This is a genomic window from Saccharopolyspora sp. NPDC002578 (assembly GCF_053592695.1).
Genome location: NZ_JBSFWJ010000001.1, coordinates 116498 through 131147, shown reverse-complemented (window position 1 = coordinate 131147; position 14650 = coordinate 116498). Strand labels below are relative to the sequence as shown.

The 14650-nt window shown below is 73.3% G+C and carries 15 protein-coding genes; 13 read left to right on the top strand and 2 right to left on the bottom strand.

The genetic code is table 11. The features are described from left to right. Nucleotides 1-118: 118 nt before the first annotated feature. Nucleotides 119-382 (top strand): Atu4866 domain-containing protein, encoded by a 264-nt coding sequence (locus ACWD38_RS00605; protein WP_184479250.1) that lies wholly within the window; start codon nt 119-121, stop codon nt 380-382. Beyond that, nucleotides 379-1113, top strand: a complete 735-nt coding sequence (locus tag ACWD38_RS00600) for an SDR family oxidoreductase (RefSeq protein ID WP_450123003.1) — start codon at nt 379-381, stop codon at nt 1111-1113. Before ACWD38_RS00605 ends, ACWD38_RS00600 begins: the two co-directional genes overlap by 4 nt. A 46-nt stretch (nt 1114-1159) precedes the next feature. Here the strand turns inward: ACWD38_RS00600 and ACWD38_RS00595 are convergent, their stop codons facing one another. Then, the gene (locus tag ACWD38_RS00595; RefSeq protein WP_184479248.1) at nt 1160-2593 is read right to left on the bottom strand and encodes a carboxylesterase family protein; all 1434 of its coding nucleotides are present in this window, start codon (nt 2591-2593) and stop codon (nt 1160-1162) included. A 131-nt stretch (nt 2594-2724) separates the two neighbouring features. On the opposite strand from ACWD38_RS00595, the gene ACWD38_RS00590 reads away from it, so the two are divergent. From ACWD38_RS00590 to ACWD38_RS00555, 8 genes are all read left to right on the top strand, one after another. Next, the gene (locus tag ACWD38_RS00590) at nt 2725-3507 is read left to right on the top strand and encodes an exonuclease domain-containing protein (RefSeq protein ID WP_184479247.1); all 783 of its coding nucleotides are present in this window, start codon (nt 2725-2727) and stop codon (nt 3505-3507) included. A 217-nt stretch (nt 3508-3724) separates the two neighbouring features. Next, nucleotides 3725-5515 carry a glycosyl hydrolase family 28-related protein gene (locus ACWD38_RS00585; protein WP_221315810.1) on the top strand — a complete coding sequence of 597 codons (1791 nt, stop codon included), beginning with the start codon at nt 3725-3727 and terminating at the stop codon, nt 5513-5515. Nucleotides 5516-6029: 514 nt separating this feature from the next. Further along, on the top strand, nt 6030-6500 hold the full coding sequence (locus ACWD38_RS00580; protein ID WP_450123002.1) for a hypothetical protein: 471 nt from the start codon (nt 6030-6032) through the stop codon (nt 6498-6500). Between the two features lie 183 nt (nt 6501-6683). Then, nucleotides 6684-7472, top strand: coding sequence for a putative protein N(5)-glutamine methyltransferase (locus ACWD38_RS00575; RefSeq protein WP_343071380.1), 789 nt, complete (start codon nt 6684-6686; stop codon nt 7470-7472). Nucleotides 7473-7590: 118 nt separating this feature from the next. Next, nucleotides 7591-8655, top strand: a complete 1065-nt coding sequence (locus ACWD38_RS00570; protein WP_450123001.1) for a s-methyl-5-thioribose-1-phosphate isomerase — start codon at nt 7591-7593, stop codon at nt 8653-8655. After that, nucleotides 8652-9371 carry an acireductone synthase gene (gene mtnC / locus ACWD38_RS00565; protein WP_450123000.1) on the top strand — a complete coding sequence of 240 codons (720 nt, stop codon included), beginning with the start codon at nt 8652-8654 and terminating at the stop codon, nt 9369-9371. The genes ACWD38_RS00570 and mtnC overlap by 4 nt, the downstream gene beginning before the upstream one ends. Beyond that, a complete protein-coding gene (gene mtnB, locus ACWD38_RS00560) occupies nt 9368-10006 on the top strand; it encodes a methylthioribulose 1-phosphate dehydratase (RefSeq protein WP_184479242.1) in 639 nt (212 codons plus the stop codon). Before mtnC ends, mtnB begins: the two co-directional genes overlap by 4 nt. Nucleotides 10007-10019: 13 nt before the next feature. Next, nucleotides 10020-10595 (top strand): 1,2-dihydroxy-3-keto-5-methylthiopentene dioxygenase, encoded by a 576-nt coding sequence (locus tag ACWD38_RS00555; RefSeq protein ID WP_184479241.1) that lies wholly within the window; start codon nt 10020-10022, stop codon nt 10593-10595. 309 nt (nt 10596-10904) lie between these two features. Here the strand turns inward: ACWD38_RS00555 and ACWD38_RS00550 are convergent, their stop codons facing one another. Continuing rightward, nucleotides 10905-12083: a macrolide family glycosyltransferase gene (locus ACWD38_RS00550; protein ID WP_184479240.1), complete on the bottom strand. Its 1179-nt coding sequence runs from the start codon at nt 12081-12083 to the stop codon at nt 10905-10907. Between the two features lie 226 nt (nt 12084-12309). Here ACWD38_RS00550 and ACWD38_RS00545 point away from each other — a divergent pair, with 226 nt between their 5' ends. From ACWD38_RS00545 to ACWD38_RS00535, 3 genes are all read left to right on the top strand, one after another. Beyond that, nucleotides 12310-13158: an alpha/beta fold hydrolase gene (locus ACWD38_RS00545; protein WP_184479239.1), complete on the top strand. Its 849-nt coding sequence runs from the start codon at nt 12310-12312 to the stop codon at nt 13156-13158. Nucleotides 13159-13238: 80 nt separating this feature from the next. Then, the gene (locus ACWD38_RS00540; protein WP_184479238.1) at nt 13239-13814 is read left to right on the top strand and encodes a TetR/AcrR family transcriptional regulator; all 576 of its coding nucleotides are present in this window, start codon (nt 13239-13241) and stop codon (nt 13812-13814) included. Continuing rightward, nucleotides 13807-14625: a CPBP family glutamic-type intramembrane protease gene (locus ACWD38_RS00535; protein WP_184479237.1), complete on the top strand. Its 819-nt coding sequence runs from the start codon at nt 13807-13809 to the stop codon at nt 14623-14625. The genes ACWD38_RS00540 and ACWD38_RS00535 overlap by 8 nt, the downstream gene beginning before the upstream one ends. The last annotated feature ends 25 nt before the right edge of the window (nt 14626-14650 follow it).

Genomic DNA, 14650 nt, shown 5'->3' with positions numbered 1-14650 from the left:
GTCGGCGCCGCCAGCGCAGGGTGGGTGCGGCGCACCCCGTCACAGCGAGTCCTGCCGGGTGCGGCGCCGGTCGCCGAAGCTCGAACTCGACGCAGTCACAGCGATCGAGGACGAAACGATGAGCACAACGGCAGATCAGCCGAACGCCGACGTGGTGGGCACCTGGGTCACCGCCGACGGCCACATCCGGCAGGAATTGCGCGCCGACGGGCGTTACGACGAGGCGCGCGGGGCGCGGCGCAGCGCCTACACCGGCCGCTACACCGTGACCGGGAACCACCTCGACTACGTCGACGACACCGGGTTCACCGCCACCGGCGACCTCCGCGACGGCGTGCTCCACCACGAGCACCTCGTGCTGCACCGGGAGGAGCGGGCATGACGGGGGAACCGAAGGTCGTCGCGGTCACCGGCGCGAGCAGCGGCATCGGCGAGGCCACCGCGCGGCGCCTCGCCGCCGACGGGCACCACGTGTTCCTCGGGGCGCGGCGCACCGGCCGGCTCGAAGCGCTGACCGCGCAGATCACCGCTTCCGGCGGCACGGCGACGTTCCGGCGGCTCGACGTCACCGACGCCGCCGACGTGCGGGACTTCGCGGCCGCGGCGCGGGATCGCTACGGCAGGGTGGACGTGGTGGTCAACAACGCGGGAGTGATGCCGCTGTCGCCGTTGCACGAGCTCCGCGTCGACGAATGGGATCGGATGATCGACGTCAACCTGCGCGGCGTGCTGCACGGCATCGCCGCCGCGCTGCCGATCATGCGCGAGCAGGGCGGCGGGCAGTTCGTCAACGTCGCCTCGGTCGGCGCCTACGAGGTGGTGCCGACCTCCGCGGTCTACAGCGCCACGAAGTTCGCCGTGCGCGCGGTGTCCGAGGGGCTGCGCCAGGAGTCGTCCGGTGACATCAGGGTCACCGTCGTCTCCCCCGGTGTCACCGAATCCGAGCTCGCCGAGTCCCTCTCCGATCCGCGCGCCCGCGAGGACATGAAGGCCTACCGGGCGGTGGCGATCCCGGCGGAGGCGATCGCCGACGCCATCGCGTTCGCCGTGACCCGGCCCGCGGAGGTCGACGTCAACGAGATCGTGGTGCGCCCCGCGGCCAGCGCCCAGTAGCGGCTCCGCCCCTGGTGCCGGCCTCCGGCACCAGGGGCGAGCGCGCTCAGGCGGGTCCGGCGAGGAACACGTGGTCGTCGTGGTGATCCGGCCAGCCGGGATCGCCGGTGGCCGCGAACGACACCCACGCCCGGTGCAGCACGTCGGCGAGCTCCACGTCCGGCGCCTCGCCGAGCAGGCCGCGCGGGCCGGTGGCGACGTCGAGGTTGTGGAACACGAACGGCAGTTCCAGCCCGTGGCACGCGCCGAGGCGGCCGTCGAACCGGAGCGAGCGCCACGTGAACTCCGCGACGTGGGTGCGCCCACCCGCATCGCGGTGGCTCGCCGCGAATTCCCGCGCGGGCAGCCGGAACACCAGGTCGGTGAGCGCTTCGGTGAGGACCGTGCCCGCGGGCCGCTCCCCCAGCCCGTAAGGCTTGAGGGCCTCGGCCGGGTCCGGGTGGGACGCGGCGAGCGTGGCCACGGCCTGCTCGTCGGTGAGGGCGTCGACGGCGCCCGTCGGGGCCAGGTACAGCGACATCTCGTCGCGGCAGGTGCTCACCAGCAGGTCCACCCCGCTCGCACCGCCCGCGGCGATCGCCTCGCCGGGCGGGACCGGCAGCACGTCGTCGCCGTGCACGGGCAGGAAGGCGCTGAGCCCGAAGCTCGGGTCGTGGCCGTGCTCATCGCGCAGGTCGGGGCCTTGGCCGGGTGCCGACAGCGCCGTCTGGGCGGCCAGCAGCCGCTCGGGGGCGACGCCGCGGAACGCGTCGACGGTGGCGGGGATCGACAGCGCGGTCGCGAGCGCGTCGGTCAGGCGCCGGCCCGCCGCGGGGACGCGGGTCATGCCGGTGTGCCCGCTCTGCACGATCGCCCGGTCCACCAGGCCCGCCGACAGCGGGGACCCGAGCAGGTCGGCGATGCTCATCGCCCCGGAGGACTGGCCGAAGACGGTGACGTTGCCGGGGTCGCCGCCGAACGCGGCGGCGTTGTCCCGCACCCAGCGCAGCGCGGCGAGCTGGTCGCGCAGGCCCGCGTTGGTCACCCCGATGGGCGCGAACCCTTCCGCGCCGAGCCGGTAGTTGACGGTCACCAGCACCGCCCCGGAACGCGCGAAGGAGGTGCCGTCGTAGAGGGGCGCCGACCCGGTGCCGCTGACGAACGCGCCGCCGTGCACGAACACCAGCACCGGCAGCCCTCCACCGCCGGGGTCGGGGGTGCTGACGTCGACGGTCAGGTAGTCCTGCCCGCCGTCCCAGTCCGGTCCGCGCAGTACTGCGGTGTCGAGGTCGGGCAGGTCGGCACCGACCGCTTGCGGCGCGATCGGCCCCGGATTCGTGGCGTCGCGCACCCCGTCCCAGGCAGGTGCCGGGCGCGGTGCGGCGAAGCGCAGGTCCCCGACGGGCGCGGCCGCGTAGGGCACGGCGTCGAACCGCGCGATCCCGCCGCGGTGACGACCGCGGACCCGTCCGGACGTGGTGGTGGCGAGCGGGTCGGTCACGATGCGTATCTCCTTCGCGGTGCGCCGGGTGCACGATCGACTCTAGCCACGAGCGGCCCGGGAACCGCACCGATCGGGCGCCGCCTGGCGCGGCGGGTGGACGCGTCGGTGGATCTCGATACGGTTCGATCATGAGCAACTCCGCGTCGTCCTGGGCCGATGGGCCGCTGCTGGCCTTCGACCTGGAAACCACCGGCACCGACACCGAGACCGACCGCATCGTCACCGGCACCTTGATCTCGATCCAGCCGGGTGCGGCGCCGCAGGTGCGCACGTGGCTGGCCGATCCCGGAGTGGAGATCCCCGCCGAGGCCGCCGAGGTCCACGGGATCAGCACCGAGCACGCCCGCGAGCACGGCCGCGACGCCGCGGAGGTGACCGCCGAGATCACCGAGGCGCTCACCTCGGCGTGGAACGCGTCGGCCCCGCTGTGCGTGTTCAACGCGCCGTTCGACCTGTCGCTGCTGACCAGCGAGCTGCGGCGCCACCACGGCCGCGAACTGGCGCTGACCGGGCCGGTGGTGGATCCGCGGTGCCTGGACAAGCGCCTGGACCGCTACCGCAAGGGCAAGCGCACCTTGGGCGCGTTGTGCGAGCACTACCGGGTGCGCCTCGACGCCGCGCACGACTCGGCCGCCGACGCGCTGGCGTGCGCGCGGCTGGCGTGGCGGTTGGCCAAGACCTACCCGGCCGAGGTCGGCACCCGTCCGCTGGCGCTGCTGCACGAGGACCAGACGGGCTGGCACCGCGATCAGCAGCACGACTTCGCCGGATTCCTGGAACGCCAGGCCGGGCGCGCCGCCGACGACGCCGAGGCCGACGGGCTGCGGTCGCGGGCGGCGGAGGTGCGGTCGCGCGCCGAGCACTGGCCGGTTGCGATGGGCGCCGACGTCGTGCACCACGCGCCGGCGTGACCGTGCCGCCGAGTGGGTGCGGGCGGGTCGGCGGCACCTGCGGCGGACGGCGGCGGGCCGTGCGGGGGGTACTGCTGCGCGTGGAGCAGCCCGGCCTGTCGTGATCTTGCCATCGGGGTGGCGCGGGGCCGGTCCGGCCCTACCGTGTGAGCGCTTTCAGGCTGGTGAGCGGCATTTCGCCGCCCGGCCCCGCCCGCTCCGACGTGAAGGAAGTGCTGTGCGAAGCCCCGACTTGCCCTCCCCCGCTCGCGATCCGTTGTGGTGCCGCTGCACCGCGGTGGCCGCGGCGACGATCGTCGTCGCCGGCACCGTCGCGTTCACCGTTCCCGCGAAACCGTCCGCCGCGCCGCGACCGGCGCCGACCACCCCGGCCGCGGCGGCGCCGCGCGCGGGCGCGCAGACGCCGTTCGTGTCGATGGAGGCCGAGGACGCCGCCACCAACGGCACCGCGATCGGCCCCGACCTCACCCAGGGCAGCCTCGCCTCGGAGGCGTCGGGGCGGCGCGCGGTGACCTTGCACGGGCCCGGTCAATACGTGGAGTTCACCGTCGGCGCGGACGCGAACGCGGTCACGGTGTCGGGCAACGTGCCCGACGGGACGAGCGGTTCGGTGGCGGTGTCGGTCAACGGGCAGCGGCTGGAGCACGCGCTGGAGGTCACCAGCGAGTACTCCTACCTCGACACCCCCGGCATCGTCGGCTCCGAGACCCACCACCTGTTCGACCACGCGAGGCTGCTGCTGGGCCGGGACGTGCACGCCGGGGACGTGGTGCGGCTGGAACCGGAGTCGGTGTCGTCGTACACCGTCGACGTCGCCGACTTCGAGCAGGTCGCGCCCGCCCCGCCGGCACCGGAGGGCGCGGTGTCGGTGCTCGACGCCGGCGCCGATCCCACGGGTGCCGCGGATTCGGCGCAGGCGTTCACCGCCGCCATCGAGCAGGCCAAGGCCGCGGGCGGCGAGGTGTGGGTGCCGGAGGGCCGGTTCCGCGTCGACTCGCCGCTGCCGGTGGACCAGGTCGCGATCACCGGTGCCGGGCCGTGGCGGTCGGTGCTGCTGAGCTCGCACCTGATCGACCAGACCGAGGCGGTCGGCGGCGTCCGGCTGCGGGACTTCGCGGTGATCGGCGAGGTCACCGACCGCGTCGACGACGCGCCGGACAACTTCGTCACCGGCAGCCTCGGCGCCGGGTCGGAGGTCAGCGGGTTGTGGTTGCAGCACTTGAAGGTCGGGTTGTGGCTGACCGGCGTCAACGACGACCTGCTGGTCGAGGGCAACCGGATCCTGGACACCACCGCCGACGGGCTCAACCTCAACGGGTCGGCGAACCGGGTGCGGGTGCGCGGCAACTTCCTGCGCAACACCGGTGACGACGCGCTGGCGATGTGGTCGCTCAACGCGCCCAACAGCGGCAGCGAGTTCACCGGGAACACGGTGGTGGCGCCGAACCTGGCCAACGGCATCGCGCTCTACGGCGGCACCGACCTCGTGGTGCGCGAGAACCTGGTGGCCGACACCAACGCGCTGGGCAGCGGGATCGCGATCTCGAACCAGGCGTTCGGGGAACCGTTCTTCCCGCTGCGGGGCACGATCACCGTCGAGGGCAACGAGCTGGTGCGCACGGGTGCGATGAACCCGAACTGGCAGCACCCGATGGGGGCGTTGCGGGTGGACGCGTTCGACTCGCCGATCGACGCCGACGTGCGGATCACCGCCACCACGGCCGTCGACAGCCCGTACGGGGTGTTCGAGTTCGTCTCCGGCGGCGGACAGGGCCACGAGGTCCGCGGCGTCACCGTGGACGGCGCGCAGCTGCGCGGAGTGGGAACCGTGGTCGTGCAGGCCGAGACGGCGGGTTCGGCGGAGTTGCGCGACGTCGTCGCGGAGTCGGTGGGCGCGGCCGGTGTGTACAACTGCCCGGAGGCGGGCGCGTTCGACGTTCGCCTCGGCGCCGGCAACAGCGGCTGGGACGGCACCTGGCCGTGCGGCACGTGGCCGCCTCCCCGCTAGGTCCCGCTCCGGTTCGACACCGGTGGTCGCTCGGCGACCTCGCTCCCGGCGGGTCCGCGACGACGGGAGCGGTTGCTGTGCGTTGCGCGGGCGGGCTGCGGACCGGGGATGTGGGCGCGCACCGACACTGACCGTGAGCACGGATGCGCCGGAACCGCCCCCGGCGGCCCGTGTTCGTGCTCACGGTCGGCGACGAGCGGCGGGGTGTGGCGGGGAACGCATCCCGCCTTCGGCCCTAGCGGTCGGGTTGATCGTCGCAGTTGAGCGCGATGCCGCGCACTGGCGGTGACGGTGCGCGGTGACTCACCCACATTTCGCGCCCACTCGGGTGGTGCTTTACCGGTCCGTTACCGGTAGGGTCTGATCCGCTGGTGGGTCACCCACTGGTGGTACTGGCCGTTTGCTCCCCGCAGAGTCGATACGGATGACTGTTCAAGACGATCTAGTTCGCCCCTGGTTCCAGCCGGCGGTCTCGCCCGAGCAGCAGGACCGTTCGCGGCCTGACGCCGGGCCCGTGACCACTCGCTTCGTCGGAGAATTGCCCCTCGATGCGGCACCGGCACCGCCCGCTACCCCGCAAGGCCCCACGGCCCGGCCGGAGGACTTCCTGCCGCGTTCGGAGCCGTCGGTGCCGCGGCCGGATCGAGTCGAGGTGACCCAGCCCTACATCCCGGCGATCCGGGATGAGCGGCCGGAGTTCGCCAAGCGGCTCAACCCGGACCCGCCCACCGCGCGTGCCGCGACCCCCGAACCGGCGGCGCGGAGATCCCCGCAAGGAACGGCCGCCGACTTGACGCCGGTGGCCCAGCCCGCTGCACCGGCCGAGCCGGTGGTGCCGATCCCGGACGCGGCTCCCGCTCCGGCGGCGCCGCAGGCGCGGCCCGCGCAGCAGCCGGTGCGGCGGCGCAGCCTCGCCCGCCGCGTGGTGCGCCGCATCATCGGTCCGGATCTGCTGCGCAAGGATCCGCCGAAGAAGCGCCGCTGACGCTTCTGCCACGACGCGGCGGCCGAGTTCGTATCACGAGCTCGGCCGCCGCGTCGTCGCATGTCCGGCCCCTTTCGGGTGCCCTCCGACGGCGGGTGTGGCGGGCCGCGTCCGGTACGGTGTCGCCGCCCAGGTCGGGCCCGCCCGCGTGCGGTGTCCGCGGGCGGAGACGGGAAGGGTTCGGTGCCGTTGTCGCAGGTCGCCTCGTTCGATCAGGTCGTGGCCCGGTTGCGGGCCGCCGGGTGCGTGTTCGCCGAGGACGAGGCGCGGCTGCTGCTGGAGGCCGCCGCCACGGCCGGGGAACTGGCGGAGTCGGTGGCGCGCCGGGCCTCTGGGCTGCCGTTGGAGCAGGTGCTGGGCTGGGCGGAGTTCCGGGGTCTGCGCATCGCGGTGGAACCGGGGGTGTTCGTGCCGCGGCGGCGCACCGAGTTCTTGGCGCGGCGCGCGGTGATCGCGGCGCACGCGGCGGGTCCTGCGCCGGTCGTGGTCGATCTGTGCTGCGGCAGCGGCGCGGTGGGCGCGGCGGTGGCCGCGGACGTTCCGGGCGCGGTGGTGCACGCGGCCGACGTCGACGCGGCGGCGGTGCGGTGCGCGCGGCGGAACCTGCCCCCTGATCGGGTGTACGAGGGCGATCTCGATGCGGCGTTGCCGGAGTCGGTGCGCGGCCGGGTGGACGTCCTGGCCGTCAACGCCCCGTACGTGCCGACGGAGCGGATCGCGATGATGCCGCCGGAGGCCCGCGACCACGAGCCGCGGGTGGCGCTCGACGGTGGCGCCGACGGGCTGGCGGTGCACCGCCGCGTCGCGGCGGCCGCGCCGGGCCTGCTGGCGGCCGGGGGCGTGGTGTTGATCGAGACGAGCACCGAGCAGGCGCCGAGCACGGCCGCCGCGCTCGCCGAGCAGGGCTTGGACGCGCGGACCGTCACCGACCCGGACGTGGCGGCGACCGTGGTGATCGGCACCGCCGGGTGACGCCGCGGGAACACATGCGCATGTCCGAGTCCCGGAATCTGGAAGGCGTTGCGCCGCAGCGGGATCGGCTCAGTATCCTGGTCCGTCGCCCGTCCCTGAAAATCCACAAAGGACACTGATGGTGTTGATCACCGAACCCGCCGGTTCGCCGGTGCTGGCCGACAGCGTGCGGCTCTGCGACGACGGGGTGCACCTGCTGGACCGCAGGGTGTTCCCGTTCGAGCGGACCTGGGTGCACGCGCGCACGGTCGACGAGGTCGCCCGCGCCATCGAGGACATGGTCACCCAGTCCTGCGGCCCGTACTTCGCGGCGCTGTGGGGGATGGTGCTGGCCGCGCGCCAGGCCGCCGCCGACGAACCCCGGCAGGTGCGCGCGCGGCTGGCCGAGGCCGCCGAACGGCTCATCGCCACCCGCCCCACCAACGACCACCAGCGGATCGCGGTGTCCTGGGTGCTCGACGCGGTCGAAGCCGCGCGGGAACGCGGCGAGGACTCCCCCGAGCAGCTGGCCGCCGCCGCGCTGGCCGGGGCGCGCGCCGGGGACGCCGACTACCGGGGCCGCAGCAGGTCGATGGGCGTGGCCGCCGCGGCGCTGCTGCCCGACGAGGGCCGCGTCCTGACCCACTGCTGGGGCGACCTGTACCTGACCGAGACGGTCGCGGCCGCGTTGCGCGCGGGCAAGCGGCTGTCGTTCTTCTGCACCGAGACCCGCCCCTACCTGCAGGGCGCCCGGTTGACCGCGGAGACCCTCGCCGAGATGGGGGTGCCCACCACGCTGGTCACCGACGGCATGGGCGCCTCGCTGTTCAGCGGCGGCGAGGTCGATGCCCTTCTCACCGCCAGCGACCGGGTCACCCTCGACGGGCACGTGATCAACAAGGTGGGCACGTTGCAGCTGGCGGTGGCAGCGCATGCGTTCGGGGTGCCGTTCCACGCGTTGTGCCACGGCCCCGACCCGAAGGCGCCGACCGCGGCCGACGTGCCCATCGAGTACCGCGACGGCGACGACGTGCTGCACACGCTGGGGCGGCGCACCGCGAGCGAGCGGGTGCGCGGGCACTACCCGGCGTTCGACGTGACACCGCCGCGGTTCGTGACCACCGTGGTCACCGACCGCGGCCCGTTCGCCCCGGACGACCTGGCCGGGTACGCCACGGCCCAGCAGTGGGAGGAGAGCTCGTGACCGCACCGACACCGGCCCGCTGGGTCGTGATCGACATCGAGGGGACGGTGACCCCGACCAGCCAGGTCCACCGCGTCCTCTACGACTACGCCCGGCCGCGCCTGGGCCCATGGATCGACGCGCACCCCGACGACCCGCAGGTCGGCGCGGCCGTCGAAGCGGTGCGCGCGGAAGCCGGGCTGGACGCCGAAGCGGACACGGCCGCGATCGTCGCGGTCCTACACGGGTGGATGGACGCCGACCGCAAAGCCACCCCGCTGAAGACCTTGCAGGGCTTGATCTGGCAGCAGGGCTACGCCGACCGGGAACTGCGCACCGACCTGTTCGCCGACGTCGTGGGCGCGCTGCTGCAGTTCCGCGAGCAGGGCGCGGGCCTGGCGGTGTTCTCCTCGGGTTCGGTGGCCGCGCAGATCGCCTCGTTCTCGCACACCGCCGACGGGGACCTGCGCCACCTGTTCACCCACCACTTCGACACGGTCAACGCGGGCCCGAAGCGGGAAGCGGACTCCTACCGGGCGATGACCGAGGTCCTCGCCACCGCGCCGGGCGAGGTGCTGTTCGCCTCCGACGTGCCCGCCGAACTCGACGCCGCCGCCGAAGCGGGCTGGCGCACCGTGGGCCTGGCGCGGCCCGGTGAACCGTTCGCCGACGCCGATTTCGGCGCGCACCGCACGGTGAAGACCTTCGACGACATCAGCATCGAGGTCCCCGCATGAGCGAGACGATCACCGGGGCCGAGCTGGAGCGGGCCGGGGCGGCGCTGGCCGCGGAGTCGGCGCGGTTCGCGGGGCTGGGCTGGATGCGCGGCACCTCCGGCAACCTGTCGGTGGCGCTGCGGTCGGACCCGCTGCGGCTGGCGGTGACCGCCAGCGGACGCGACAAGGGCCTGCTGCGGGCCGAGGACGTGGTGGTCGTCGACGCCGACGGCGCCGCCGTCCCCGACCAGCCGCGGCCGGATCAGCGGCCCTCCGCGGAGGCCGGGTTGCACGCCCGCATCGCCCGCGTGGCCGGGGCGGGCGCGGTGGTGCACGTGCACGTGCTGGCCCCGGTGCTGGCCGCCGAGCGCTGGCCCGGCGGGGTGGTGCTGCGCGACCTGGAAATGCTCAAGGGCCTCGGCCGCGGCGCCCACGACGACGTGGTGACGGTGCCGGTCGTGGCCAACTCGCAGGACATGACGTGGCTGGGCGACCGCTTCGAGGACGGCTTCGACCCGGCGACACCGGCGTTGATCGTCGCCCGCCACGGCGTGTACGTGTGGGGCGACGACCTCGAACAGGCCCGGCACCGCGCCGAGTGCCTGGAGTGGCTGGTGTCGTTCACCCTCGCCGCGAACCAGGCCGGACACATCTGAACAGGAGAGGCACATGACGCTGCTGACCGTGTGGGACGACACCGATCCCGCCACCGCCACGGTGCGCACCGAGGACCCCGCCGAGATCGGCGACGTCCTCAAGGAGTTCGGGGTGCGCTTCGAACGCTGGGAACTGCGGGACCTGCCCGCGGAGCCGACCTCCGACCAGGTCCTCGACGCCTACCGGGCGGAGGTGGACCGGGTCATCGACAGCGAGGGCTACATCAAGGTCGACGCGATCGCGATGAGCCCGTCCGACGACCCGGAGTGGCCGGCGAAGGCGAAGGCCGCGCGGGAGAAGTTCCTGTCCGAGCACACCCACGACGACGACGAGGACCGGTTCTTCGCCCGCGGCGCCGGGGTGTTCTACCTGCACCTCGACGGCAAGGTTTACGCGGTGCTGTGCGAGGCGGGCGACCTGCTGAGCGTGCCCGCGAACACCACGCACTGGTTCGACATGGGCACCAGCCCCGACTTCGTGTCGATCCGCTTCTTCCACGACGACGACGGCTGGATCGGCGAGTTCCTCAACACCGACACCGCGGAGCGCTTCCCCGGTTTCGACGAGCTGATCGCCTCCCGCGGCTGATCCGCGACCGGCACCGCACGCCCTGCACCGACCGACGGTGCGGGGCGTCGCCGTGTCCGGGGGCTGGTGGCGCGTGCTCACTGCCTGCCCGTGATCTTGGCTTCTCGGATGAGCGGCGTTTGCTGTCGTTGTCTTGTCAGCGGCGAAGCGCTGAGCAGTGACCGGCTTGAGCAAGATGACCACCGGCGGGTTCTCAGCGGGTTCCTCGCGAGGACGGCTTTTTTCCTCGTGGCGGAGCCACTTGGAAAAAAGATCCCGCAGCGAGGAAACCGCTGAGGTTCCACGCAAGCCGAGATCAAAGACAAGCAGTCAGCGGCAGGCGCCTTCGATCGCGTCGGCCCCAGCGGCCGCGCCTCCGGAGGCGTCCACTTCGGCGCGCATCGCGGCGAGGTTCGCGCGGATCCGCTCGTCGGCGGCGACCGCGTCGACGGCGGCGCGCACCCCGTCCGCGGTGAGCTCGTCGTCGGGCAGGCGGCGGCCGAGACCGAGCGCTGCGACGTGGTCGGCGTTGACGGCCTGTTCGAGCATCTGCGGCACCCCGACCATCGGCACCCCGTAGGCCAGGGCCTCCGTGGTGGAGCCCATGCCGTTGTGGGTGACGAACGCCGAGGCGCGCCGCAGCACGCCGGGCTGCGGGAAACCTGCCCGCACGTCGAAGTTCGCGGGGATCTCGCCGAGGTCGGCGACATCGACGCTGCCGCCGATGGCCATCGCCACCTGCCATGCGCCGTCGCCGAACGCGTCGAGGAACGTGCGGTAGAGGTCGGGGCGGTTGTTGAACGCGGTGCCCAGGGAGATGAACAGCAGCGGCGCCCGCTCGTCGGCGGGGGTGTAGTCCTGCTCGGCGCGGCTGCCCAGGCAGGGGCCGATGAAGTGGAACCGGTCGTCGAAGGTCTCCGCGCCGATCTGGAAGGCCTTCGGCAGGAACACGACGCTGGTCGCGCCCGCGACCGGGCGCATCGGGAACTGGTCGCCGGGCAGCGCGAAGTCCTCGGCGATCTCCTCGAACAGGGCCGCGGCCTTCACCAGCACGGGGTCCTGCGGGTCGAAGCCCGCGGGCATCATCCGCTGCTGCAGGGACATGTCCTCGTTCGAGGCGAAGCTGGGCATCAGCGACACGAGGGGAACGCCGAGCTTGTCGGCGAGCATCCGCCCGGCGGGGGTGAGCATGTCGAAGCACACCACGTCGGGCCGGTCCTGCTCGAAGTGCTCCAACAGCACCGGCAGCGCGGCGCGGCATTCGCCGTGCAGGTATTCGAGCATCCCGGCCATCGTCTCGACGGTCATCTCCATGCCGGGGGTGACCGTCGGCATCGACATGGGCAGCTCGACGCCGCGGGCACCGGCCTGCTCGACGGTGCCGAGCATGCGTTCGCCGGTGGCGTAGCTGACCCGGTGCCCGCGCCGCGTCAGCTCTTCGACCAGCGGCAGCGTCGGATTGATGTGGCCGTGGCCCGGCGCGGTGACCACGGCGATGTGCTTGTTCACGGTTCCCCTTGCGATCGGCACTGGCCTTCTCGGCCCCTACCGGTCGAGTCTGCCCGCGCCCGCCGGACCGTGGTGGAGCGGGCCCGTGCGGTGATCCTCACACCGTGTGCTCCCACCACGGCGCGCACGGTAATCACCCGCGGGGCAGGTGGGGGCGAAAGCCTCCGGCCGAGCCCGGTCCCGCCCGGGAACCTGGGGGTGACACCGCGACGGGAAGGACGCACCGATGCCGACGTTGATCACCCACGATGGCACCGAGATCTTCTACAAGGACTGGGGCGCGGGCACGCCGGTGGTGTTCAGCCACGGCTGGCCGCTGCACGCCGACGTGTGGGACGAGCAGCTGATGCTCGTCGCCTCGCACGGGTTCCGCGGCATCGCCCACGACCGCCGGGGGCACGGCCGTTCCGCCCAGACCTGGGGCGGCAACGACATGAACACCTACGCCGAGGACCTCGCCGCGCTGCTCGACGCCCTGGACCTGCGCGACGCGATCCTGGTGGGGCATTCCACCGGTGGCGGCGAGGTGACCCGCTACCTCGGCAGGCACGGCACGGGACGGGTCGCCAAGGCGGTGCTGCTGAGCGCGGTGCCCCCGCTGATGCTGCGCACCTCCGCGAACCCGGACGGGCAGCCGATCGAGGTGTTCGACGAGATCCGCGCCGGGGTGGCCACCGACCGCTCCCAGTTCTACCGGGACCTCTCCGCGCCGTTCTACGGCGCGAACCGGGCGGGGGCGGCGGTCTCCGACGGGCTGCGCGACGCGTTCTGGCTGATGAGCATGCAGGCCGGGCTCAAGGCCGCGTTGGACTGCGTGGCGGCGTTCTCCGAGACCGACTTCACCGAGGACCTGCGCCGCATCGACGTGCCGACGTTGATCGTGCACGGCGACGACGATCAGATCGTGCCGATCGGTGCCGCCGCGATGCACTCGGCGCACCTGGTCCCGGACGCGACGCTCAAAGTGCACTCGGGCGCGCCGCACGGCCTGGTGGGCGCGCACCGCGACGAGTTCCACACCGACCTGCTGGAGTTCCTCACCACCCCCGCCGCCGAACGCATCGGAGCGCGGTAGCGGCGTCGCCCATGCTCCGAACGGGTTCCGGTACGCCTGGTTTCGCAACCTGAAGTATCGAAACTCGCTACGGTGCGGCCATGCCGCGAACCGCCGCGAAACCGCCCGGCCGTCCCCGCGACGGGGTCGAGCCCGTCGTGCGCACCGCGACCCTGCGCACGGTCCACGAACTCGGCTACGCCCGCGCCACCGTCGAACGCATCGCTCAGGCGGCGGGCATCGCGAAGACCACGATCTACCGCCGCTGGCCGACCAAGGGCGCACTGATCGTCGACTGCCTCGTCGACGCCTTCGGCCCGGCGCCGCTGACCGGCGACGACCGGCGCGGCGACATCTCCGCCGCCGTGCACTGGATCGCAGCCAAGATCAACGAACCGGGGGTGGGCGCGGCATTCGCGGGCGTGTTCACCGACGGCGTCAGCGATCCCGCCCTGCGCGAAGTCCTCGCCACCCGCCTGCAGGACCCCTACCGGCTGGCGCTGCAGGACGCGCTGGGAGAGCCGGAGCACCGGGTCCTGTTCCTCATCGACGTCGTCGTCGGCACGCTGCTGCACCGGATGGGCATGACCGGAGCCCCCATGGTCGACGCCGACGTCACCGCGCTCGTCGAAATGGTGTGCGCTCACTTCACCGACCACGCCCCGGCCGATGGCTGAGCACGACCGGACCGGCCGGGAGCGCCGCGGACCGAACGCGTTCTACGGTCTGGTGCTGCTCCTGTCACTGCCGCACTGGGCGCTGGGAGCCGTCATCGGAAGTCCCGGCGACCTGCCCCTCGGGCTTCCGGCCAGCGCGTCGATGTTCGTGACCCCCGCCCTGGCCGCGCTGCTGCTCGCCCGACGAGAACACCCCGGCGGTGCGCGCCGGCTGCTGGCCCGGTTGCGTCCGCGCCGGGCCGATCTCGGCTGGTACGCCTTCGCCGTCCTGCTGATCCCGCTGGTCATGCTCGCCGCGCACACCTCGGCCGGTGGCCGCCTCGCCGACCTCGCCGTGCCGTGGCGAGCGCTGCCCGTGCTGGTGGCGCTGTTCCTCATCGCCGCGATCTGCGAGGAACTGGGCTGGACGGGACATGCCTACGCCCGTTCGCGCCGGGGCGGCGGTCTCCGGGTCGCACTGCTGCTCGGCGCGTTCTGGGCGGGCTGGCACGTCATCCCGCTGATCCAGGCGGGTAGGGGCGCGACCTGGATCGCCGCCTGGGGTGTCGGCACCATCGCGCTGCGCGTGCTGCTGTGCTGGACCTACGACGCCGCCTCAGCCAGCGTGCCCACCGCCGTGCTCGGGCACGCGGCGCTCAACCTCGCCAGCACGGTGCTGCCGGAGTACGGCTCGCCGATCGTCGCGGCGACGATGTCGACCGGCTTTGTCGTGGCCGCCGCCGCGACGGCGCTGCCGGGGTGGCGCCGAGGCACCCCGGCGCTGTCGCACCAGGGCACCGGCCGGTTCGGCCGGACACGCTGGATGCGATAACTATACCGGGATAGTTGTACCGGAC